Raw genomic sequence first — 22,974 nt, forward strand, 5'->3', positions numbered from 1 at the left:
GTGGACGGCGCCTACATTTGGTCGGGCGCCTCGATGCCGAGCAACGACAAGCCGCGGGTCAGCACCTCGAGGGTCAGCCGGCACAGCGCCAGGCGCGAGTCACGGACGGCGGCGTCCTCGGCCTTGAGCACCGGGCACGCCTCGTAGAACGCGGTGAAAGTGGTCGCCAGCTCGAACAGGTACGCGGCGAGTTTGTGCGGTTCGAGGGTCTCGCCGACCTGGTTGACGACCGAGCCGAACTCCAGCACCTTCAGGGCGAGGTCGCGCTCGGCCGGCTCGCCGAGCACGATCGGACCCTTCGGGTCGACGACGTCCGCACGGCCCAGGATCGAACGAATACGGGCGGTCGCGTACTGCAGGTACGGACCGGTGTTGCCCTGGAAGGCGACCATCCGGTCGAGGTCGAAGGTGTAGCCGGACGCGTGGCTGACCGACAGGTCGGCGTACTTGACCGCGGCGATGCCGACCTGGTGGGCGATGGTGTTCCGCGTCTGCTCATCCAGATCGGGACGCGACTCGGACACGACGGCCGCGGCCCGCTCCAGCGCGGCGTCGACCATGGACTGCAGCGACACCAGGTCGCCCGACCGGGTCTTCAGGATCTTGCCGTCCGTGCCCACGACGTTGCCGATCTGGACGTGGACGGGCTCGGTGCCCTTGATCCAGCCGGCCTTGTCGGCGGCGGCCCAGACCATGCGGAAGTGCAGGTTCTGCGGCGCGCCCACGACGTAGATCGCGCGGTCGGCCTTCATCTGCAGCGAACGGCGACGAATCGTCGCGAGGTCGGTCGTCGCGTAGCCGTATCCGCCGTCGGACTTACGGATGATCAGCGGCACCGGCTTGTTGTCGCGTCCGGTGAACTCGTCGGAGAAGATGCACAGAGCGCCGTCGCTCATGACGGCAATTCCCTTGTCCTCCAACGTCTTGCACACCTCGGCAAGCTCATCGTTGTAGGACGACTCCCCGGCGATGTCGTCGTCGGTGAGGGTGACCCCGAGAACGGAGTAGACCCGGCGCAGGTAGCCCTTGGTGAGGTCGAGGATCTCCCTCCACAGCCGCAGGCTGTCGGGGTCGCCACCCTGCAGGGTCGCGACACGGGCACGAGCGCGAGTGGCAAAGTCTGCGTCCGCATCGAACTTCGCCCGCGCGGCGCGATAGAACGCGTTGGGGTCGATGGTCAGCAGCTTTGCGTCATCGCTGCCATCGCCGACTTCGAGGAGATGCTCGACCAGCATGCCGAAGGCGGTGCCCCAGTCGCCGAGGTGGTTCTGGCGAATGACGTCGTGCCCGAGGAACTCCAGCGTTCGCGCGAGTGAGTCGCCCACGACGGTGGTGCGCAGGTGCCCGACATGCATCTCCTTGGCCGCGTTGGGCGAGGAATAGTCGATGACGATCGTCTGCTGCTCGGGAAGCACCGTGCCGAGCAAAGGCTCACCGATCATCGACGCGGCTGCTTCGGCGATCCATCGCGAGTGCAGGGTGACATTGAGGAAGCCGGGACCGGCGACCTCAACCGACTCGATCAGGTCGTCGGGCGGCAGGTCGGCCGCGATCGACTGCGCGACCTCACGCGGGTTCTTGCCGGCCTTCTTCGCCAGCGCCATCGCCGCGTTGACCTGCAGGTCGGCGCTGGTCTGCTTCTTGTTGGCCGGACGGATCACCGGATCGGCGCTCGCGAACTCGTCGCCCAGCGCAGCCACCATGGCCTTCTGGACGTGTGAGGTCAGGGCTGCGATCGGATCCACCATGTGAATCAGTTTATGGACGCGAGCAAATCGGTTCTGCCTCGTCCATCGAAGGCCGAATGCCGACCGACACAGCGGCGTTCACCTGACCGCGGCACAATATGGCCGCTGCTCCCGACGAAAGCGATGGATCCGTGTCCTTGTTGCGAAGCGATCTGGCCCCGGCACCCCGCACGCTCGTCGACATCTTCGCCGAGACCGTGCAGGAGTGCCCGGACGCGCTCGCCCTCGACAACGGGCGCGAGGTACTGACGTACGCCGAACTCGACGAGCGGGTCACCGAACTCAGCGAGCAGCTCGCCACCGCCGGGGTTGGACGCGGCGACCGCGTCGGCGTCCGTATCAAGTCCGGCACGACTGACCTCTATGTCGCGATCCTCGGCATCATCGCCGCGGGAGCGGCCTACGTGCCGGTGGACGCGGACGACCCGGACGAGCGCGCCCGCACCGTCTTCGGCGAGGCGCAGGTGGCTGCCGTGCTCGGCGATGACCTGGCGATCGACGTCCGCCGTGAGGCCGAGCCCAAGGAGTCGGTCGAGCCGCCGACGACCGAGGACGACGCCTGGATCATCTTCACGTCGGGTTCGACCGGCAAGCCGAAGGGCGTCGCGGTCACGCACCGCAATGCTGCAGCGTTCGTCGATGCCGAGTCACGAATGTTCCTGCAGGACAGCCCGATCGGCCCGGACGACCGAGTTATGGCCGGTCTCTCCGTTGCGTTCGACGCCTCCTGTGAGGAGATGTGGCTGGCGTGGCGGTACGGCGCCTGCCTCGTCCCGGCACCACGGTCGTTGGTGAAGTCGGGGATGGACCTCGGTCCATGGTTGATCGCCAACGACATCACGGTCGTCTCGACGGTGCCGACTTTGCTGGCCCTGTGGCCGGCCGAAGCACTGTCGAAGGTGCGTCTGCTCATCCTCGGCGGCGAGGCCTGCCCGCCCGAGCTCGGCACCCGGTACGCCACCGAGACCCGCGAGATCTGGAACACCTACGGGCCCACAGAGGCGACCGTCGTCGCCTGTGGCGCGCAGCTGACCGGCGACGGCCCCGTCCGCATCGGCCTCCCGCTCGACGGGTGGGACCTCGAGGTCGTCGACACCGACGGCAACCCGGTCGCCGAGGGCGAGACCGGCGAACTCATCATCGGCGGGGTCGGCCTCGCGCGCTACCTCGACCCGGCCAAGGACGCCGAGAAGTACGCACCGATGCCGACTCTCGGCTGGGAGCGGGCGTACCGCTCCGGTGACCACGTGGTGAAGGACTCCGAAGGACTGCTCTTCGCCGGTCGCGCGGACGACCAGATCAAACTCGGCGGACGCCGTATCGAACTCGGTGAGATCGACGCCGCCCTCACCGCGCTGCCCGGAGTGCACGGCGGCGCGGCGGCGATCCGATCGACCAGCACCGGCAACAAGATCCTGGTCGGCTACCTGACCACCAAGCCCGACTTCGACCTGTCGGTGGCGATGGACCGGCTGCGTGCGGAACTGCCCGCGACGATGGTGCCGCGGCTCGCCGAGGTCGACACCCTCCCGACGCGCACCAGCGGAAAGATCGACCGCGACGCACTCCCCTGGCCTGTGCCCACGCTGCGTCCGGTCGGGCAGGAGTCTGTCGAACTCGAAGGCACCGCGAAGATGGTCGCCGACCTGTGGCTGGAGGTCATGGGCGTCGTGGTCGCCACACCCAAGGACGATTTCTTCGAAGCCGGCGGCGGCAGCCTGACCGCGGCGCAGCTGGTGTCCCGTCTGCGCCAGACGCATCCCGAGGTAACCGTCGCCGACATCTACGACTATCCGACGGTGGGAGCCCTTGCCACACAACTGGATTCGATGGCCGCTCCGGCAAACGTGCGGGAACGCACCGTCCCGCCGACTCCACTCAAGACACAGATCGGGCAGCACGTAGGGCTGGTCGGCACGCGGGCCCTGGCCGGTATGCGTTGGATCGCCTGGTTGCTGCTGGGTACGAAGCTCACCGCTCTCGTGGTCGATCGCGATCTCCCAACGGCGTCATGGTGGCTGATCCTCCCGTTGGTGCTGATCTTTCTCACGCCTCCTGGACGAATCCTGCTGGCGACCAGCCTGATTCGCATCACGCTGGCCGGACTCGAGCCGGGTAACTACCCCCGCGGCGGCAAGATCCACATGCGACTGTGGCTGGCCGAGAAGATCGCCGAGGAGAGCGGTGCGATCCGACTGTCGAGCGCGCCCTGGATGACGACGTACGCCCGCCTGCTCGGCGCCAAGGTGGGCAAGGACGCCGACCTGCACACGATCCCGCCGGTCACCGGCATGCTCACCGTCGGTCAGTACGCCTCCATCGAGCCGGAGGTCGACCTGTCCGGGCACTGGCTCGACGGCGACCGCCTGCACATCGGGCAGGTCCATGTCCGCAAGGACTCCCGGGTGGGCACCCGGTCGACCCTCACGCCGGGCGCGATCGTCGGTCGAGGCAGCGAGATCGCCCCGGGCTCAGGCGTTTTCGGCACCGTGCCGGACGAGGAGTTCTGGAGCGGCGCACCCGCGACCAAGCTGGCCAGGATGAAGCCGCGGGAGATTGACCGCCCTCCGCACCGGCCGATCTTCACCCTCGCGTACGGCACGCTCGCCCTGTTGATCGCCGGACTGCCCGTACTTGCCACAGCTGCCGCGATCTACGTCGGCTCCCTGGTGCTCGACGACCGGTCGGCCTGGACGATGGCCGTCCCGATGGTCCTCGCCGGTGGACTGACCGGACTGACCCTTCTCACCGCGTCGATCTGGCTGCTCGCCCGACTGCTGCAGGCCAAGCTTCAGGAAGGTGAGTTCCCCGTGCACAGCGGGCAGGCTCTGCGCGCCTGGGGCACCCTGCGCCTCATGGACGAAGCGCGCGGCTGGCTGTTCCCGCTCTACTCCAGCGCGCTCACCCCGGCTTGGTTGCGCTCGCTCGGTGCCACCATCGGCAAGGACGTCGAGGCGTCCACCGTCCTGATGATCCCCAAGCTGGTCACCGTCGGGGAGGCGTCCTTCCTCGCCGACGACACCCTCGTGGGCCCCTACGAACTGCATGACGGACGCCTGCGCGTCGGCCGCACCAAGATCGGCAAGCGCGCCTTCCTCGGCAACTCCGGCATGGCCGCACCCGGCCGCAAGGTGCCCAAGCGCGGCCTCGTCGCGGTGCTGTCCGCCGCACCGAGCAAGTCCGAGAAGCCGAAGTCGGGCACGTCCTGGCTGGGCAGTCCCCCGGTGAAGCTGCGTCGCGAGTCCAGCAAGACCGACGACAGCCGAACGTTCCGACCGGCCCGCAGACTGCGGATCGCCCGCGGCATCGTCGAACTGTGCCGCATCGTCCCGGTGTTGCTGGCCTTCGGGCTGTGTGTCGCCGTGGCCGCGGCGTTGCTGGAGATCCAGCGTCACTGGGGCGTCGTGCCGATGATCGTGCTGGTCGGTCCGGTGCTGATGGTCGGCGGCGCGATCGCGTCCGGCCTGGCGTCCTTGTCGAAGTGGGTGCTGGTCGGACGCATCCGCCGCGGTGAACACCCGCTGTGGAGTTCGTTCGTGTGGCGCAACGAACTAGCCGACACCTTCGTCGAGATGCTCGCCGCCCCATGGCTCGCCCGCTCGGCGTCCGGCACCCCCGTGCTCAACCTCTGGCTGCGGACGATGGGCGCCAAGATCGGACGCGGCGTCTGGTGCGAGACGTACTGGCTGCCCGAGGCCGACCTGATCGAACTGCGCGACGGAGCAACGGTCGGCCGCGGCTGCGTCGTCCAGACCCACCTGTTCCACGACCGCGTCCTGTCGATGGACACGGTGACGCTCAAGGAAGGCGCGACGCTCGGCCCGCACGGCGTGATACTTCCCGCCGCAACCCTGGGTCGGTCGGCTACCGTCGGCCCGGTGTCGTTGGTCATGCGCGGGGAGTCGGTGCCCGACAAGACCCGCTGGTTGGGCAACCCGATCGGCGCATGGAACGAAGGCGACCAGCCGTGAACCGGTCGCTACTGCAACCACTTCCGATGACTACCGCTGTAGATGGTGAAACCTGTTGAGCCCCCTGAGCAAGAGCCCCGTCGATCCTTACCTGCCCGGGCACGGTGATGCCTCGTACGAGGTCACCCATTACGACCTCGACCTCGACTACGCGATCGAGAACAACAACCTCGCCGGCAAGGCGACGCTGCACATCCGCGCCTGCAAGAAGCTCGACGAACTGGTGGTCGACCTGCACGCGTTGAAGGTCGTCAAGATCTCCGGGGTCCGGGTGGCCCGCTACACCCACCGCGACTCACGGCTGCGGATCAAGCTGGCCAAGGAACTCGCCAAGGGCGAGGAGATCCGCCTGACGGTCGCCTACCGCGGCGTGCCGGTACCGGTGAAGGACGAGGTCGGGGACGCCGGTTGGGAAGAGCTCACGGACGGCGCGATCGTCGCCGCGCAGCCCGGCGGCGCACCGAGCTGGTTCCCCTGCAACGACCGCACGTCGAACAAGGCCACTTACACCATCACGGTCGCGACCCACCCCGACTACCTGGTGGTGTGCAACGGGATCCGCACCGCCTCCCGCCGCCGCGCTGGACGCGTGGTGTGGACCTACGAACAACGCGAGCCGATGGCTCCCTACCTCGCCACCGTCCAGATCGGGCGGTACGTCGAGGTGCCGCAGTCGGCCGATGTGCCGATGAGCGGTGCGGTGCCGCCGGCGCGACTCACCGCCTTCGAGCGTGCGTTCGCCGACCAGCCGGCGATGCTGGAGTTCTTCACCCGTCTCTTCGGGCCGTACCCGTTCGACGTCTACCGCGTCGTGGTCACCGACGAGCCGCTGGAGATCCCGCTCGAGGCACAGTCGCTGTCGATCTTCGGCACGAACTTCCTCAACCGTGGATGGGACGCCCAGCGTCTGATCGCGCACGAACTGTCACACCAGTGGTTCGGCAACGCGGTCACCATGCACTCGCTCAAAGACATCTGGCTGCACGAGGGCTTCGCCTGCTACGCCGAGTGGCTGTGGTCGCAGGAGTCCGGCGGGCCCTCGACCAACGAGCGTGCCGCCGAGCACCACGCCGGCCTCACGCGCAAGCCGCAGGATCTGTTGCTCGGCGACCCGGGCCAGGCGAACGTCTTCGACGACCGCGTCTACAAGCGCGGCGCGCTCACCGTCCACGCGGTGCGCAAGCGTCTGGGCGACTCCTGCTTCTTCTCGATGCTGCAGGACTGGGTCAAGGCCTACAACGGGAAGAACGTGTCCACACAGGAGTTCGTGGCGTTCGCCGGCGAGCACAGCGGCGTCCGCATCGACGACCTGATCGACGCATGGGTGTACGCGCTGCCGCTGCCGCCGTTGCCTCGCTGACCGTTCCGCGACAGAACGAATCCCCCGGACGCGTGACGCGTCCGGGGGATTCGTTCAGGGGGGTGACTACCCGGTGATCAGTTCGCCGGGATGTCGAAGACCTGGCCGACGAAGATCAGGTTCGGGTTGCTGATCTTGTCGTTGTTCAGGTGGAACAGCGACTTCCAGTTGTTCAGACCGAGCTTCTCGGCGATCTTGCCAAGGGTGTCGCCCGACTTCACCGTGTAGGTGTCACCGGTGCTCTGCACCTTCGGGGTCGCGCGGGTGACCTCGTGCTTGTGCTGCTTGACCTTCTTGGGGGCCTGCTGCACGGGAGCCTGCTGCTGCACCGGAGCCTGCTGCTGGTAGCTCTTCTTCGGAGCCTGCTGCTGGTAGCTCTTCTTCGGCGCCTGGTACTGCTTCTTCGGCGCCTGGTAGGTCGGAGCCTGCTGCTGCGGAGCCTTGCGCGTAGCGCTGCGCGAGGTCTGCTGCTGCGCAGCGGCCTGGGCCGGGGCGGTCGAGGAGGTGGCGCCACCGTTGGCGCGGGTGAGACCCGCACGCACGGAGCACACCGGCCACGCGCCGGGGCCCTGCACCGCGAGGGTGCGCTGGGCGACACGGATCTGCTCGGCCTTGCTGGCGTTGGCCGGCGAGCCGGAGCCACCCAAGCCGCTCCAGGTCTGCTGGCTGAACTGCAGTCCGCCGTAATAGCCGTTGCCGGTGTTGATGCTCCAGTTGCCACCCGACTCACACTGTGCGACGCGGTCCCAGACGGTCTCGGCCTTGGCCTCGCCGGCGGTACCGAACGACACGGCAGCCGCGGCAGCGGCGCCCGTCACGGCGAGGGTGGAGATTCGGGTCTTGCGGTTGTTGAGCAAAATGCTTCCCTTCGGTTTGCTGCCTCACCAGGCGCACGCAAGCCTCCGATCGGTCGGCTCGTCATGCACCGCGGCGCCTCGTCTGGCTCCGGAAGTTCCGGACGCGACGTTCACCTGGGAGGTACGGCGAGCGAACGTGCCAGCTCCCGACGCAACTCATTGGTCCGAGCGGTCGGGCAACCATGCGGTCAGGGGCAACAACGCGACACGTCGACGAAGTGTTACAGGAAGGTCACGAAATGTGACATGACTCACATCCGGACTGCCGCGTGCGACCGACCGAACTTTGCGTCTTTCCGGGGCTGGGGCGGGTATGACGACGGGGTCGCGCCCTCCCCCGAAAAAAGGGCGCGACCCCGCCTGCTGTGTGGGCCCGAGGATCAGTCGTCCTCGAGCACCGGCTCCTTCTCCAGCTCCGGGTGGATACCGACGAGCTTCTCGCCCTCGACGTCGACCGACGGCAGGATCTTGTCCAGCCACTTCGGCAGGGACCACGCCTTGTCGCCCATCAGGTACATGAGTGCCGGGATGAGCGTCATCCGGATGACGAACGCGTCGAAGAAGACCGCGATCGCCAGCGCGAAGCCCATCGATTGGATCAGCGAGTTGTCCTGCAGGATGAACGCGGCGAAGACGGAGATCATGATCGCCGCAGCCGCGGAGACCACACGGGCGCCGTGGCGGAAGCCGTCGACCACCGCCTCGCGGGCCGACATGCCGTGCACGTACGCCTCCCGCATCCGGGTGACCAGGAAGACCTGGTAATCCATCGCCAGGCCGAACACCAGACCAATCAGGATGATCGGCATGAAGCTCACCAGCGGTGCGCCTTCGACGAGGCCGAACGTGCCTTCCTGGAAGATCAGCACGGTCGCACCGAGCGTCGCAAGCACCGACAGCAGGAAGCCGAGCGTCGCGGTCAGCGGCACCAGCAGCGACCGGAAGACCAGCAACAGCAGGAGGAACGCCAGGCCGATGACCACCGCGAGGTAGATCGGCAGCGCCTCGGTCAGCCGCTCCGAGACGTCCGTCTGGATGGCGGTCACACCGGTGATCCCGATGTCGGTCCTGGTCTGCGACTCGATGCCGGACTCACCGCCGCGCAGCGCGTGCAGCAGGTCCTCGGTCTTCGTGTCGTCAGCGGCGGTCTTGGGCGTGATGAGCACCTGAGCGCCCGACATGTCCTTGTTGACCGCGACCATCTGGGCGTTCGCGACGTTGTCCTGCCCGGCCGCCCACTGGACGACCTTGTTGTAGGCGGCGACGCGCTCCTGCGGGGTCTTCAGCGACGAACCGTCCACGACGGTCACCAGCGGGGACTGCCGCCCTTCGCCGAACGCCCCGGCGACCAGGTCAGCAGCCTTGCGCTGCGTAGTCGACTTGGCGGCCGTGGAGTCGGTGGGCAACGCGAGGTGCAGGTCCTTCATCGGCACGGCCAGCGCACCGAGCAACACGACCACGAGAGCGACGATGGCGGCCGGCTTCTTGCCCAGGAAACGGGCCCAGCGGACGCCGTTGTTGAGCGGGCGACCGTCCTCGTCCAGCGGGTCCTTGTGACGACGGACGCGTCCGGCGAATGCCTTGCTCTTGAACATTCCGAGGATCGCGGGCAGCAGGGTGAGGGCGACGAGCACCGCGAAGAACACCGTGCCGGCAGCTGCCATACCCATCGAGGTCAGGAACGGGATGCCGACGACGGCGAGCGCCGCCAGGGCGATCAGCACGGTCAGACCGGCGAACACGACGGCGGAACCGGCCTTTCCGACAGCAAGACCTGCGGCATGCGCACGATCCTCGGTGTGCCGCAGTTCCGCGCGATAGCGAGCCAGGATGAACAGCGTGTAGTCGATGCCGACCGCGAGGCCGATCATCGTCGCGAGGATCGGCGTGGTGGTGCCGATGGTCGTGAAGGCGGTAGCGATGTACATCCCGATCATGCCCATCGCGACACCGAAGAAGGCGGCGATGATCGGCATACCGGCGGCCACGAGCGAGCCGAAGGTGATGATCAGGACGATCGCGGCTACGGCGATACCGATCAGCTCAGCACTGCCGCCGGTCTCCGGGATCGACTGCATGCCCTGACCGTTGACCTCGATCTGCATGCCGCTGGTCTTCGCATGCTTCTGAAGCACCTCGGTCAGCTTGTCCTTGGTCGCCGGCTTCACGTCCGGTACGGCAGGTACGTCCAAATCGAAGGTGATCGTGCCGACCCGGCCGTCTGCGGAGAGCGGCAGGAGCACCTTCGCGTTCGCCTCGGCGACGGCCTTCGGAGCACCGTTCTTCATCGCGCCCTGGACGGCCATCTTGTACTGCGCATCGGCTGCGGGCACCGGCGGCGCGATCTGCGTCTTCGGCATCTGCGGGACGGTGGCGAGGTCCTTGACCAGCGCACCGGCGGCCTGCTGGTACTTCGCCTCGCGCAGCGAGTGGCCCTCGGGCGCGGCCAGCACGACGTTGACCGTGGCGGCGTTCTCGACGTCCTTGGCGTCCGGGAACAGCTTCTTCTGCATGTCCTGCGCCTGGAGCGAAGGAATTCCGGGAATGCTGAAGGAGTCGGCCATCGGCTTGGAGACGGCGCCGGCGAGCGCGCCGAATCCGATCACGGCCAGCAGCCAGGCGGCGATGAACACCGGCCATTTGCGGTAGGCCGTACTGCCGAGGCGGTACAGGAAGGTAGCCATAGCTTCTTTCTTCTCGTGCGGGTGGAAGTCGTCGGGAATCGCGGTCAGCGGCCGAGCAGGTCGTGCGCGACCTGGAGATTGGCGGCGTAGAACTCGTTGAAGGAGTGGGCGCCCTCGTCGGCCACGAACTGCTGCATGGTCACTTCGACCAGTGCCAGCAAAGTAGCGATCGCGACCCGGACGCGCGGGTGGTCGGGCGGCAGGTCTTCTCGTTCACCGATCACGCCGGCGAACTCACCGATGTGGTGACGTGCGCGCTGCAGGGCCTCATGGGTGAGTTTCGGATTGCGCTCGAAGCACTGCGTCACCTTGACCATGGCCGCCCGGTCGAGTTCCGGGTCGTCGAACATGACCCTGACCATCTCGACGCAGTCGTCGATCAGGACCCCCGTAGGCCCACCCGCTTTGAACGTCGCGAGGGTGGCGGCGTCGATGCGCGGACCGTCTCCGAGGACGGCGTCGAGTTTCGTGGGGAAGTAGTTGAACAACGTCCGGCGCGACACCTCGGCGGCGTCGGCGAGTTGGTCCAGGGTGAACTCGTCGTAACCGTGATCGGCGGCCAACCGCTGGGCGCAGCGAGTGATCCGCTGGGCGGTGCGGTGCTTGTTCAGCGAGCGCCGGCTGAGCTCATAGAGGTTGGATTCGGGCACTGGTCAATATTTGCCCTTTGAGGGCGGAGGGTGCAAATTTGCACTCAGTGAGTTGTGCCACGCCGGCCCGGTGACCGCCGAGTAGCGGGTCCGGCGAAAGCCCTGTGCCGGCCTGCGGCAGGATCGTGCGCCATGACCAGCACCACAGCGAACACCTCGATCCTCGAACGCGCGCGGGACCGCGTCCTCATCAAGGGCGAAGGACTCACCTACGACGAGATCGTCGAGGTGCTGCGCACGCCGGACGAGATGCTCCCGGACCTGCTCGCTCTGGCCCACGAGGTGCGTTTGAAGTTCAACGGTGAACAGGTCGAGGTCGAGGGAATCGTCTCGCTCAAGACCGGCGGCTGCCCCGAGGACTGCCACTTCTGCAGCCAGTCCGGTCAGTTCACCTCCCCGGTGCGCAGCGTGTGGCTGAACATCCCCGAGTTGGTGAAGGCCGCGCAGCAGACCGCCGCCACCGGCGCGACCGAGTTCTGCATCGTCGCCGCGGTCCGTGGGCCGGACGAGCGGCTGATGTCGCAGATGCGCGACGGCGTGAAGGCGATCAAGGAAGCGGTCGACATCCAGGTCGCGGCGTCCCTCGGCATGCTCACCCAGGAACAGGTCGACCAGATGGTCGAGATGGGTGTGCACCGTTACAACCACAACCTCGAGGCCGCGAGGTCGTTCTTCCCGCGGGTCGTCACCACCCACTCCTATGAGGAGCGGTGGGACACCTGCCAGATGGTGAAGGCGTCCGGCATGGAGTTGTGCTGCGGCGGCCTGGTCGGCATGGGCGAAACGCTGGAGCAGCGGGCCGAATTGGCTTCGCAGCTGGCCGAACTCGAGCCACACGAGGTGCCGTTGAACTTCCTCAACCCGCGCCCCGGCACCCCGTTCGGTGACCTGGAACCGATGGACTCCAAGGACGCGCTGCGCACGATCGCGGCATTCCGGTTGGCGATGCCGCGGACGATCCTGCGATACGCGGGCGGACGCGAGTTGACCCTCGGTGACCTGGGCACGCGCGACGGACTGCTGGGCGGCATCAACGCCGTCATCGTCGGCAACTACCTGACCACCCTGGGACGCAATCCCAAGCAGGACCTCGAACTGCTCGACGAGTTGCAGATGCCGATCAAGGCACTGAACGCTTCCCTGTGAGCCGGTGGTGAGTGACGACCGCTACTGCGCCCGGTGCGGTGAGCCGGTGGCCGAGGGCGACCACGAAGTGTGCGCACGCTGGTTGGCGGCCGAGGAACCTCCGCGGTTCTGTACGAAGTGCAAACGCCGGATGAAGGTGCAGGTCACCCCGACACACTGGAGCGCGACCTGCGTCCAGCACGGTGAGTTGGAGGGCGGTTGAACGACCCGTTTTGCGGAATCGCCGAGGAAACCCTCACCGTCGGCGCGGCGAGCGAACTAGGTTTGATCCGAGCGGCCGAGGCAGGCCGCACGACTTCAGGAGGAAGCAGATGTCACAGCCGACAGGCGGGTCGTACGACGGCCAGGGCGGCTCGCTCGGCCAGAACTGGGGCCAAGGGGACGCGGGCCAGGGTTCGAGCCAGGGTTACGGTCAGCAGCAGGCAGGCGGCCAGGGCGGCTCGCTCGGTCAGAACTGGGGTTCGCCCGAGGCCGACAACCAGGCCGGTTCGCAGTCCACCCAGGAGTGGGGGTCCCAGGGTGGCGGTTCGTCTGCCGCGCAGGGTTACGGCCAGGGTTCACAGAACTCCGGGCAGTCCTACGGCCAGCAGTCCTACGGCGACAACTCTCCCGCCTACGGCACCGGCCGTTCGGGCAACCAGAGTGGCTTCCAGCCGACCGGTAACTCCGGTGGTGGCGACGGCGCCGGCGCGATGTTCAGCGACAAGTTCAGCAAGTCGCTCACCGAGAAGATCGCGCCGCTCGCCTTCATGCTGATCAGCGCGGCTGCGATCCTCTGGGGTCTGACCGACATCCTGCACGGCTTCATGGGCGACACCATGGGTGACGGCGACAACGACGTCACGATGAAGATGAAGGTCTTCCCGGCCGTCCTCAACATGCTCGCCGACCTGGCGATCGTCGGTGCCGTGATCTTCGGCGCCCGCGTCCTGCTGGAACTGGCGGTCAACGTCGCCAAGCTCACTCGCAAGCGCGACTGACGCATTACTTCGAGGTAGGAGGGTCCGGGCGCTACCCGGACCCTCCTACTGTTTGATGGGCGGGTGCCGTCGCCAGACCTATTCGACTTCGACCGTGAACACCTTTGGCATCCATACGCATCCGCCACCCGACCCACCACGACGCACCTGGTCGAGTCGGCGTCGGGCGTGCGACTTCGGTTGCGGACAGCCGACGGCGCGCGCCACGAGGTCATCGACGCCATGGCCTCGTGGTGGTGCGCGATCCACGGGTACGCGGTACCGGAACTGGACGCGGCCGCCCGCTCGCAACTCGACCGCATGTCGCACGTCATGTTCGGTGGATTGACCCACCAGCCCGCGATCACGTTGGCCGACAAGCTCATTCGCCTCGCACCGGGTGACTCGCTGCAGCACGTGTTCTTCGCCGACAGTGGCTCGGTCGCCGTCGAGGTCGCGTTGAAGATGGCCTGGCAGGCGCACGCCGCCGCTGGCCGTCCGCGCTCGAAGGTGTTCACCATCCGTGGCGGGTATCACGGCGACACGATGTCCCCGATGAGCGTCACCGACCCGGTGAACGGGATGCACACGCTCTTTCGAGGGGTGCTGCCGCAGCAGATCTTCGCGCCACAACCTCCCGGTGGGTTGGACGCCGACATCTCCGCCTGGGAGGTCGAGACGCGAGCACTCTTCGAAAAGCACGCAGACGACATCGCCGCGGTGATCGTCGAGCCGGTGCTCCAGGGAGCCGGAGGCATGTGGATCCATCCACCGTCGGCGGTTCGCGTGCTCGACGACCTCGCCCGGTCATCCGGCGCGCTGCTGGTGTTCGACGAGATAGCAACCGGATTCGGCCGTACCGGCACGATGTGGGCGGCCGACCGGTGCGGCGTCGTCCCCGACGTCCTGTGTGTCGGAAAGGCGTTGACCGGCGGGTATCTGACCCTTGCCGCAGTGTTGTGCACCTCGCAGGTCGCCGATGCAGTCTCGGCCGATCCTGCCGGCGCCCTCATGCACGGGCCGACCTTCATGGCGAACCCGTTGGCGTGTGCGGTCGCGTCCGCATCCATCGACCTGCTCGGCGACGACCTCCTCGAGCGCGTGAATTCGCTTGGCTCACGGCTGTCTTCGGCGATCGAACCCGCCCGTGCACTGCCGGGAGTAGCCGACGTCCGGTCGATCGGAGCTGTCGGAATCATTCAGCTCGACGCGCCGCGCGACCACGCCGCAGCGTCCCGGGTCGCTCTGGAGCACGGCGTGTGGCTGCGTCCTTTCCGAGACCTGATCTACGCGATGCCGCCGTACGTCTGCTCCCTGGACGAGGTGGAGAAGATCGGCGCAGCCATGGTGGCGGCGACCCGGGCTGTCGCATGACGCTGTTCGAGGAACGTTCGTACCGCAAACCACAACAGGCCTGAGTCATCGCAGGGCGAGGTGCGACAGTGGTCGCGTGAGCACACCTGTCCTCGTCATCACCGGCACCGACACAGAGGTCGGCAAGACCGTCGCCGCGGCGGTCATTGCGGCCGCCCTGGCCGCCCGCGGCCAACGCGTCCTGGCGATCAAGCTCGCCCAGACCGGCGTGGGTGAGAACGAGGACGGCGATGCGCAAACGATCGCCCGGCTCGCCGGCGTCGAGGTCGACGAGCACCTGCGGCTGCCCGATCCGCTGGCTCCGGACGTGGCCGCCGAACTGGCCGAGACCTCGATCCCGACGGTGGGCGAACATGCCGAACGCGTCGCCGAACAGGCGCAGAGCGATCGCTACGACGTCATACTGGTGGAGGGGTCCGGCGGGCTGCTCGTTCGGCTCGACAGTGAGGGCGCGACCCTGGCCGATCTGGGTATCCCGTTGGAAGCCAAGGGGATCCGTACCGGCTATGTCGTGGTGGTTCGGCCCGGACTCGGCACCCTCAACCACACGGCACTCACGCTGGAAGCACTCCGCAACCGCGGACTCGACCTGGTCGGCGTCGTCATCGGGTCGGCATCCGACCAGCCCGACCTCGCCGAACGCACCAACGTCGACCGACTGCGCACGCTGGCCGAGGGTCAATTGCTCGGCGCGGTGCCGAGCGGCGCCGGTGACCTCCCTCCGCAAACCTTCCGTGAGCAGGCCCCGACCTGGATTCGCCTCTGACGGGAGCCGTCCCGAAAAGAGATGGGCTCGCGGCCGATCGGCGAGGATGATGGCCGCCATGACCGACGACATCGCCCGACTGCTGCAGGCGTACGACGACCAACTTCGACGGGACGCGGAGGTGGTGGGCGCGCTCTCCTTCACCGAGGACGGACCGCTCGTACGCGGTGTCTTCGGCTGGGGCGGCTTCACGACCTATCGCTCGCTCGACGGCGTCGATGACCTCGACGAACTCATCGAACGCACCATCGCGCACTACCGCGACGAGACCGAGGTGGCCCGCTTCGAATGGAAGACCAGGGGGCACGATCAACCGGCCGATCTCGGACAACGCCTGGTCGCGCAGGGCTTCCAGGCCGAGGAACTGGAGACCGTGATGGTCGGCCCGGTCGAACATCTGGTGCAGGATGTCGAACTGCCGCCAGGGGTACGCATCCGGCAGGCCGGGGTGGCCGGTGACTTCACCGACGACGTGACCCGCGCCAATCACCTGCAGAACGCCGTCTTCGGTGGCGGCGACGCGACCGCTGTCGAGACCATCGATCGGCTCGAACGGTCCCGAGGCAACGCGACCATGTGGCTGGCCGAGGACGGCGACGAGGTGATCAGTGCCGGACGACTCGAGATCGTGCCGGGCACCGACTTCGCGGGCCTCTGGGGCGGTGTGACCCACGCTGCCCGCCGTGGCCAGGGCATCTATCGCGCGCTGACCGCGGCTCGGGCGGCGCACGCACAGCAAGCCGGAGTGAAGTTCATGCAGAGCGACTGCTCCCCGATGTCGCAGCTGATCCTCGAACGCAGCGGCCTGACCGCCGTCACCACCACGACCCCGTACATCTGGACGCGGGTCTGAGACACAATCGTCGGCATGACCGATCCGTACCGCGTCTGCGTCGTCTGCACCGGCAACATCTGCCGCTCCCCCATGGGCGAGGTGATCCTGCGTGAGCTCGTTGAGCGGGAAGGCTTGTCGGACAAGGTGATTGTCGACTCCGCTGGCACGGGCGGGTGGCACGTCGGTGACCCGGCCGACCCGCGGACGCTGACCGCACTCACGTCCGGCGGTTACGACGGGTCTGGGCACCGGGCACGTCAATTGAGCGCTGACGACCTGACCGAGCGCGACCTCATTGTCGTGGCCGACCGCGGCCACCTGGACGAGGTGGAGGAGATGGTCGAGGCGGGAAAGGGCAGCGCGCAGATCCGACTGCTGCGTGAGTTCGATCCGGACGCCGACAAGGACGAGGTCGACGACCCCTACTTCGGTGACGGGGTCGGATTCGACCGCTGCCGGGACGAGGTCGAGGCCGCCTGCCGCGGCCTGGTCGAGCACCTGAAGACCGTCACGTCACAGCGCTGAGCCCGACACGCAGGTCGGCGGTGAAACCCGGGCCGGCAGAACGACCTTCACCAAGACCGCCTCCGCGGTCTCGACCGCGGTGCTCCTCGGGCTGGTCACCGGCGGCAGCTACTTGATGCTGGCTGTCTCCGACTTCTCCGCTGCGTGGTGACAACCTCACCCAGTGCGGCCGGCGCCTACTCTTCCAGTTCGTCGACCGGGTGCCCCTCGGAGCCGGAGGCCACGCGGGCGACCCAACGCACGACGGTGAGGTCGTCGATCAGGCCGTGTCTACTGTCATCCGGGATGGCGTCGTGCGGCATGACGAGGTACTGCAGGCAGGCGATCACCAGCCGCAGCCGGGCCGAGCGGGTGGCGTCCAGGGACGCGTACGGCTCGCCGCTCTCCAGGAACGCCTCGACGACCGCCGCAGCGATGTCGATGTTGACCGCGATCGGCTTGGCCCGCAAGAACTCCGACTCGATGACCTTCATCTCGACCTCCGCGAGCAACACGCGGAGTCGGTGGTCGTCACGGGCTGCGTCTTCGGCCATCCGGCGGCAGCGCGCGAAAGGTTCGGAAGCAAGCAGGCGCCGGGTAGCGGCATCAGCAGGCATGTTCCGAGGGTAGGCAGTTCGAGGAGGTCGGGAAGTCGGAATCCGCCAAACCCGTACCGATTCGACACCTTCGACCCGCCCGCGACATAGGGTCGAACGAGATATCGGACGAAGGAGCACCATGGCGATTCACACCGGCACCTGGCCCAACGGCGTCCCCTGTTGGGTCGACTGCTCATACCAGGAGGCGCACCGTGGACTGCATCACGCGAAGGATTTCTACGGGCGCCTGTTCGGGTGGCACGTCGTCGACGGCGACGACGACTACGCGATCTGCCTGAAGGACGACCACCCGGCTGCGGGGATCACGCTCACCCAGGACGAGAACGCGCCGACCGTGTGGAACACCTACCTCGCGGTGGACGACGTCGACACCTTCGTCCAGCGCGTGGCCCAAGCGGGTGGGCAAATCATCCTCCCACCGCAGGAAGTCGGTGCATCGGGAAGCATGGCGTTCTGCAGCGACCCGACCGGCGCCGTCTTCGGTCTCTGGCAGGGCGGTGAGCACCCCGGCTTCGGGATCAGCGGCGAGGCCGGCACGGTCGCCTGGAGCACCCTGCTGACCAAGGACCTCGACGCTGCCCGCGCGTTCTACGCCGAGGTCTTCGGCTACACCTACGTCGACGCCGACGAATACGGCGTTGTGGCGGCGCTGCCCGACGGCACCCGCATCTGCAGCATCCACCTGGCCGACCAGTTGCCGGACGATGCGTCCGCCAGTTGGCTGCCCCACTTCGGCGTCGCCGACCGCGACTCCTCGGCGCAATTGGCGCAGGAACTCGACGGATTCATCCTGATGACCTTCGACTCCCCGATGGGTCCGGAGGCGATCATCCAGGCCAAGCACGGCGAGGTGTTCGGCATCGTCGAGGTAGAAGAGGCCTGACCCCTTTCGCCGAGTGGCCGGGTCACGAACTGGTGTCCGGGTTATCGCCCGGCCGCTGGTTCATATCCCGGCCACTCGGCGTACGGGAGCGCTGGAAGAATGTGGGCCATGCGTTCCCTCGCCGACACCCAGCCGCCCATCGCCCTCGGAGCACTCGACGGTCGTTACCGCGCTGCGGTCTCCCCGCTCGTCGACCACCTGTCCGAGGCGGCGCTCAACCGGCAACGGGTCAACGTCGAGGTCGAGTGGCTGATCCATCTCACCGCCCAGGGCGCGGTGCCCGGCGTCCGTACGCTCACCGAGTCCGAGCAGCAGCAACTTCGTGACGTCGTCGAGAACTTCGACCAGGACGACGTCACTGAACTCGCCGAGATCGAGCGCGAGACCGTCCACGACGTCAAGGCGGTGGAGTACTACCTCAAGCGGCGACTGACCGCGATCGTCGGCGAGGACGACGCCAAGGGTCTGGCCGAACTCATCCACTTCGCGTGCACGAGCGAGGACATCAACAACCTCTCGTACGCGCTGATGGTGCAGGGCGCGACCCAGCAGGTCTGGCTGCCCCGTGCGACTGCATTGGTGGACGCCGTCTCCACCATGGCGAACGACCTCAAGGACGTTCCGCTGCTGGCACACACGCACGGGCAGCCGGCGACCCCGACCACGATGGGCAAGGAACTCGCGGTCCTTGCGCACCGACTGCGCCGCCAGCTCAAGCGCATCGAGCGAGCGGAATTCCTCGGAAAGATCAACGGCGCGACCGGCACCTACGGCGCCCACACCGCCGCCGTCCCGAGCACCGACTGGGTGGAGATCAGCCGGACGTTCGTCGAAAGCCTTGGGCTGCAGTGGAATCCGCTGACCACGCAGATCGAGAGCCACGACTGGCAGGCCGAGCTCTACAGCGACATCGCCCGCTTCAACCGCATCCTGCACAACCTGTGCACGGATGTGTGGACCTACATCTCGATGGGCTACTTCGCCCAGGTGCGCGGCCAGGGCACGGTCGGATCGTCGACGATGCCGCACAAGGTCAACCCGATCCGCTTCGAGAACGCCGAGGCGAACCTCGAGGTCAGCAGCGCACTGCTGGACGTTCTCGCGTCCACCCTCGTGCAGTCGCGCCTGCAGCGTGACCTCACCGACTCCTCGATGCAGCGCAACATCGGCACCGCGTTCGGCCATTCGCTGCTCGCTATCGACAACGCCGGACGTGGCCTCGCCGGCCTCGACGCCGTCCCGGAGGCCATGGCGGCCGACCTCGACGCGAACTGGGAGGTGCTCGGTGAGCCGATCCAGTCGGCGATGAGGGCCCTCGGCGCACAAGGAGTTCCCGGGATGGAGCAGCCGTACGAGCGGCTCAAGGAACTCACCCGCGGACGTCGGATCAACTCCGACGACCTGCAGGAGTTCGTCCGCGGACTCGGCCTGCCCGAGGAGGTGCAGGTCCGCCTACTCGCCCTCACCCCCGCCACCTACGTCGGCCTGGCCCCGCAGCTCGTCGCCTACCTAGACCGCTGAGAACGCGGAGTCGCCCTGGGCGGGAACAACGAGGAACGCGAGCGGTTTCGGCGCGTACGGATTCGTTCCTCATCCGTACGGCTCAACCAGCGGAGATTGCGAGCTCATCCACCACCGCTGGTTGAGCCTGGACGCAGCGGTCGACCACGGGCCGCAGAAGTCAGCGTGCGCGAACGAAGGTGCGGGCGATCAACGACCTGGTTTCGGCCGGGTCGATCACGTCGTCGATCTCGAAGACCCGGGCGGCGTTGAGCGCCTTGGCGTGCTGCTGCATGAGAGCCGTCTGTTCCTTGACCGTCTGTTCACGCTCCTCGGCCGGCAGAGCGGCGAGCTCCTTGGCCATGCCGAGGCGGACGGCACCTTCCAGACCCATCGGACCCAGGTGGGCGTCCGGCCACGCGACGGTCAGCAGCGGGCGGTGCGTGCTCCCGCCGAGCATCGCCTGCGCTCCGAGCCCGTACCCGCGTCGCAGCACCACACCCACCAGCGGCGTGGTGAGCCGCGCGCCGGCGGTCACCAGCCTGGACGCTTCACGGACCAGTCCATCCTGCTCGGCGTCCGGGCCCACCATGAAGCCGGGAGTGTCGACGAGCGACACCACGGGAAGTTGCCAGCGCTCGCACAGGTCGAGGAAGTCCGCTCCCTTCGCGGACGCCGCGGTGGTCAGCGCCCCGGCGAGGTGCGTCGACTGGTTCGCGATGAAACCGACCGGCATCCCCTCGACACGCGCGATGCACGTGACGAGCTTAGGCGCCCACCCAGAGCGCAGCCAGGTGATCGAGTCCGTGTCGGCGAGGGTCTCGATAACCCGATGGACGTCGAAGGACTCCCGTTCGTTGTGCGGCAGGATCTCCCGGGCGAGATTCTGCTCCTCGGACGGCGCGTCCGGTTCGTGGGCGCGGGCCCCGAGATAGCCCAGGATGCGCCGGGCGACCTCGACGGCTCCCTCTTCGTCCTCCGCCACGACATCGAGCACCCCGTTCGCGCTCTGGACGTTGACCGGACCGATCTCCTCGGGCGCGAACTGACCCAAACCACCACCGGCGATCATGGCCGGTCCGGCCATGCCGAGGTTCGCGTCCGCAGTGGCGATCCGCAGGTCGGCACATCCGGCGAGCACTGCATTTCCGGCGAAGCATCGTCCCGAGACGATCGCGATCTTCGGGATGCGTGCGGCGCCCCAGATCGCGAACAGGTCGAGGTCGAGGAAGCAGACCCCGGGCAGGTCGGTGTCTCCCGGACGTCCTCCGCCGCCTTCGGTGAAGAACACCGTCGGGACGTTCATGCGAAGGGCGGTCTCGACCAGGCGGTCGGTCTTGTGGTGCCCGCGCATTCCCTGCGTGCCGGCCATGACCAGGTAGTCGTAGGACAGCACCGCACACGGCGCACCGTCGACGGTCGCAGTGCCGCCGATGATGCCGTCGGCCGGCGCCTCGACCACGAGGTCGGCGAGGGGACGCCGCTGCTCCTGGGCAGGCGTGACGAAGCGCCCGTACTCGATGAACGACCCGTCATCGACGAGGTCGGCGATGTTCTCGCGGGCGGTGCGCCGTCCCTGGGCGTGACGTTTGGCCACCTTGTCGGCACGAGCTTCATCACCGGTCAGGTAGCGGCGGGCGAGAACCTCATTCAGTCCTTGCACCGGGACGTCGTCAGTCACGCGCCGACGGTATCGCGGCGTCAGTTGCGGCGGGCGATGTCCCCGCTGAGCGCGGTGGCGAAGGTGCACCATGCCGCGTAGGCACCGAGCGCGACCGTACGCAAGCCGCGGTTGGACACGTCCGCACGTCGGGCCAGGTCGGCACTGCTCACGGCCAATGCAGCGGCCACGACCGTCGCGGCCGCGGGCTTGTGTGCTCGGAAGAACACACCGCTCCACCCCGCGTTCAGCACCATGTTGACCGCGAGCGCCTTCTTGTACGAATTCGTCTGCGCCACAGGCGATTCAGCCATCGTCGCGGCGGACGCGAGCGCGGTCGTGGTGTAGAGCGTCGTCCACGCGACCGGGAAGGCCCAGGTCGGCGGCTGCCACGGCGGCAGGTCGAGGCTCTTGTACCAGCGGCTGTTCGGGTCGGTCAGCAACGAACCCACGAGGGCTGTTACCCCCACCATCGCCGCGGAGGTCTTGACCGAACGCGACCACGCGCGGGTGTCGACGTCCTTGGTCGCGCGGTGCACCGACTCCTCGAACCCGGCGAGTCCACCCTCGGGCGGTGACACGTACTCGTCGATGTCGTTCTCCGATGCAACTGCGTCATGCACCAGGCTCCCGGCCAACGGCTTGGCGACCCCTGCCGACACGGGGGTGACGAGCCCGACCCAATGACCGGCGAGGTTCGGTGTGAGCACCGGAACGGTCGCAATCCGCCTCTTTGGCAACCCGATTGCGGACGCATACCGGCGCATCATGTCGGCGTAGGTGAGCACGTCCGGGCCGGCGATGTCGAAGGCGCGGTTCACCTCCTGCGGCAAGTCAGCCGCGCCGACGAGGTAATGGATGACGTCGTCGTCGCAGATCGGCTGGATCTTGCTCTTCAGCCAGCGGGGAGCGATGACCAGCGGCAGTCGCTCGGACAGGTGACGCAGCATGTCGAAGGACGCCGATCCCTCGCCGATCACGGTGCCGGCCTGCAGCACGGCGGTCGGCACACCGGAGTCGAGCAGGATCTTGCCGACCTCCACCCGCGATGCGAGGTGCGGCGACAATTCGCCAGAGGGGTGTAGTCCGCTCAGGTAGACCATCCGGTCGACGCCGGACTTCTTTGCAGCAGAGGCGAAGCTGGACGCCATTTCTCGGTCGCGTTCCTCGAAGTCACCCTGGCCGTCCATCGAGTGCAGCAGGTAGTACGCGACATCGACGTCGGCGAGAGACTTCGCCAGGTCAGCAGGTTCGCAAGCGTCACCCTCGACTGCCTCCACGCGCTCGGCCCATGCCGACGCAAGTGAATCGGGGTGACGACTGAGCACCCGCACGCGGAAACCCGCGTCGAGGAGTGCCGGCACCAAACGGCCGCCGACGTGGCCGGTTGCTCCGGTGACCAGGGCAAGACGGGACGAGCTCATAAGCTTCCTCCGAGGCAATCGTGGTGAACGGAC

18 protein-coding genes are annotated in these 22,974 nt (G+C 67.4%); 11 read left to right on the plus strand and 7 right to left on the minus strand.

Annotation, left to right across the window (positions count from 1 at the left end; all coding sequences use genetic code 11):
- Positions 1 to 11 precede the first annotated feature (11 nt).
- Positions 12 to 1,748, minus strand: coding sequence for an arginine--tRNA ligase (argS, locus tag EU513_RS02860; RefSeq protein WP_129624376.1), 1,737 nt, complete (start codon positions 1,746 to 1,748; stop codon positions 12 to 14).
- A gap of 98 nt (positions 1,749 to 1,846) precedes the next feature.
- Here argS and EU513_RS02865 point away from each other — a divergent pair, with 98 nt between their 5' ends.
- A complete protein-coding gene (locus EU513_RS02865; protein ID WP_129624378.1) occupies positions 1,847 to 5,719 on the plus strand; it encodes a Pls/PosA family non-ribosomal peptide synthetase in 3,873 nt (1,290 codons plus the stop codon).
- A gap of 55 nt (positions 5,720 to 5,774) precedes the next feature.
- Positions 5,775 to 7,079 carry a M1 family metallopeptidase gene (locus tag EU513_RS02870; protein ID WP_129624380.1) on the plus strand — a complete coding sequence of 435 codons (1,305 nt, stop codon included), beginning with the start codon at positions 5,775 to 5,777 and terminating at the stop codon, positions 7,077 to 7,079.
- Positions 7,080 to 7,156: 77 nt separating this feature from the next.
- On the opposite strand, the gene EU513_RS16575 is transcribed toward EU513_RS02870, so the two are convergent.
- The 3 genes from EU513_RS16575 to EU513_RS02885 form a co-directional block, all read right to left on the minus strand.
- Positions 7,157 to 7,936: a transglycosylase family protein gene (locus EU513_RS16575; protein WP_305037030.1), complete on the minus strand. Its 780-nt coding sequence runs from the start codon at positions 7,934 to 7,936 to the stop codon at positions 7,157 to 7,159.
- Positions 7,937 to 8,316: 380 nt separating this feature from the next.
- Positions 8,317 to 10,620 carry an MMPL family transporter gene (locus EU513_RS02880; protein WP_129624384.1) on the minus strand — a complete coding sequence of 768 codons (2,304 nt, stop codon included), beginning with the start codon at positions 10,618 to 10,620 and terminating at the stop codon, positions 8,317 to 8,319.
- Positions 10,621 to 10,664: 44 nt separating this feature from the next.
- Positions 10,665 to 11,270 (minus strand): TetR family transcriptional regulator, encoded by a 606-nt coding sequence (locus tag EU513_RS02885; protein WP_129624385.1) that lies wholly within the window; start codon positions 11,268 to 11,270, stop codon positions 10,665 to 10,667.
- A 132-nt stretch (positions 11,271 to 11,402) separates the two neighbouring features.
- Between EU513_RS02885 and bioB the strand changes: the two genes are divergently transcribed.
- The 7 genes from bioB (at position 11,403) to EU513_RS02920 (ending at position 16,875) form a co-directional block, all read left to right on the plus strand.
- Entirely contained in the window at positions 11,403 to 12,416 is a 1,014-nt protein-coding gene (bioB, locus tag EU513_RS02890; RefSeq protein ID WP_129624386.1) for a biotin synthase BioB, read from the plus strand.
- 7 nt (positions 12,417 to 12,423) lie between these two features.
- Positions 12,424 to 12,618 (plus strand): hypothetical protein, encoded by a 195-nt coding sequence (locus tag EU513_RS02895; RefSeq protein ID WP_239702616.1) that lies wholly within the window; start codon positions 12,424 to 12,426, stop codon positions 12,616 to 12,618.
- Positions 12,619 to 12,727: 109 nt separating this feature from the next.
- Entirely contained in the window at positions 12,728 to 13,396 is a 669-nt protein-coding gene (locus EU513_RS02900; protein ID WP_129624388.1) for a hypothetical protein, read from the plus strand.
- A 63-nt stretch (positions 13,397 to 13,459) separates the two neighbouring features.
- A complete protein-coding gene (locus tag EU513_RS02905; protein ID WP_129624389.1) occupies positions 13,460 to 14,749 on the plus strand; it encodes an adenosylmethionine--8-amino-7-oxononanoate transaminase in 1,290 nt (429 codons plus the stop codon).
- 76 nt (positions 14,750 to 14,825) lie between these two features.
- Positions 14,826 to 15,515: a dethiobiotin synthase gene (gene bioD, locus EU513_RS02910; protein ID WP_168990114.1), complete on the plus strand. Its 690-nt coding sequence runs from the start codon at positions 14,826 to 14,828 to the stop codon at positions 15,513 to 15,515.
- A 58-nt stretch (positions 15,516 to 15,573) separates the two neighbouring features.
- Positions 15,574 to 16,368 carry a GNAT family N-acetyltransferase gene (locus tag EU513_RS02915; protein ID WP_205744648.1) on the plus strand — a complete coding sequence of 265 codons (795 nt, stop codon included), beginning with the start codon at positions 15,574 to 15,576 and terminating at the stop codon, positions 16,366 to 16,368.
- A 15-nt stretch (positions 16,369 to 16,383) separates the two neighbouring features.
- Positions 16,384 to 16,875: a low molecular weight protein-tyrosine-phosphatase gene (locus tag EU513_RS02920; protein WP_129624392.1), complete on the plus strand. Its 492-nt coding sequence runs from the start codon at positions 16,384 to 16,386 to the stop codon at positions 16,873 to 16,875.
- 176 nt (positions 16,876 to 17,051) lie between these two features.
- Here the strand turns inward: EU513_RS02920 and EU513_RS02925 are convergent, their stop codons facing one another.
- On the minus strand, positions 17,052 to 17,471 hold the full coding sequence (locus EU513_RS02925) for a YkvA family protein (protein WP_168990115.1): 420 nt from the start codon (positions 17,469 to 17,471) through the stop codon (positions 17,052 to 17,054).
- Between the two features lie 121 nt (positions 17,472 to 17,592).
- On the opposite strand from EU513_RS02925, the gene EU513_RS02930 reads away from it, so the two are divergent.
- Positions 17,593 to 18,357, plus strand: coding sequence for a VOC family protein (locus EU513_RS02930; protein ID WP_129624394.1), 765 nt, complete (start codon positions 17,593 to 17,595; stop codon positions 18,355 to 18,357).
- 108 nt (positions 18,358 to 18,465) lie between these two features.
- Positions 18,466 to 19,878 (plus strand): adenylosuccinate lyase, encoded by a 1,413-nt coding sequence (purB, locus tag EU513_RS02935; protein ID WP_129624395.1) that lies wholly within the window; start codon positions 18,466 to 18,468, stop codon positions 19,876 to 19,878.
- Between the two features lie 160 nt (positions 19,879 to 20,038).
- Here purB and EU513_RS02940 read toward each other — a convergent pair whose 3' ends face one another.
- Positions 20,039 to 21,538, minus strand: coding sequence for an acyl-CoA carboxylase subunit beta (locus tag EU513_RS02940; protein WP_205744649.1), 1,500 nt, complete (start codon positions 21,536 to 21,538; stop codon positions 20,039 to 20,041).
- Between the two features lie 20 nt (positions 21,539 to 21,558).
- Complete coding sequence (locus EU513_RS02945; protein ID WP_129624397.1) at positions 21,559 to 22,941, minus strand: tryptophan-rich sensory protein; 1,383 nt, start codon at positions 22,939 to 22,941, stop codon at positions 21,559 to 21,561.
- Positions 22,942 to 22,974: the final 33 nt, after the last annotated feature.

It is taken from the genome of Yimella sp. RIT 621 (assembly GCF_004146205.1).
GTDB lineage: Bacteria > Actinomycetota > Actinomycetes > Actinomycetales > Dermatophilaceae > Yimella > Yimella lutea.

Bases quoted from the DNA above. Each gene is read 5' to 3' on its own strand.
- argS (WP_129624376.1), bottom strand. From the start codon at position 1,748: ATGGTGGATCCGATCGCAGCCCTGACCTCACACGTCCAGAAGGCCATG.
- EU513_RS02865 (WP_129624378.1), top strand. From the start codon at position 1,847: ATGGCCGCTGCTCCCGACGAAAGCGATGGATCCGTGTCCTTGTTGCGA.
- EU513_RS02880 (WP_129624384.1), bottom strand. From the start codon at position 10,620: ATGGCTACCTTCCTGTACCGCCTCGGCAGTACGGCCTACCGCAAATGG.
- bioB (WP_129624386.1), top strand. From the start codon at position 11,403: ATGACCAGCACCACAGCGAACACCTCGATCCTCGAACGCGCGCGGGAC.
- EU513_RS02900 (WP_129624388.1), top strand. From the start codon at position 12,728: ATGTCACAGCCGACAGGCGGGTCGTACGACGGCCAGGGCGGCTCGCTC.
- EU513_RS02915 (WP_205744648.1), top strand. From the start codon at position 15,574: ATGACCGACGACATCGCCCGACTGCTGCAGGCGTACGACGACCAACTT.
- EU513_RS02920 (WP_129624392.1), top strand. From the start codon at position 16,384: ATGACCGATCCGTACCGCGTCTGCGTCGTCTGCACCGGCAACATCTGC.
- EU513_RS02925 (WP_168990115.1), bottom strand. From the start codon at position 17,471: ATGCCTGCTGATGCCGCTACCCGGCGCCTGCTTGCTTCCGAACCTTTC.
- EU513_RS02930 (WP_129624394.1), top strand. From the start codon at position 17,593: ATGGCGATTCACACCGGCACCTGGCCCAACGGCGTCCCCTGTTGGGTC.
- purB (WP_129624395.1), top strand. From the start codon at position 18,466: ATGCGTTCCCTCGCCGACACCCAGCCGCCCATCGCCCTCGGAGCACTC.
- EU513_RS02945 (WP_129624397.1), bottom strand. From the start codon at position 22,941: ATGAGCTCGTCCCGTCTTGCCCTGGTCACCGGAGCAACCGGCCACGTC.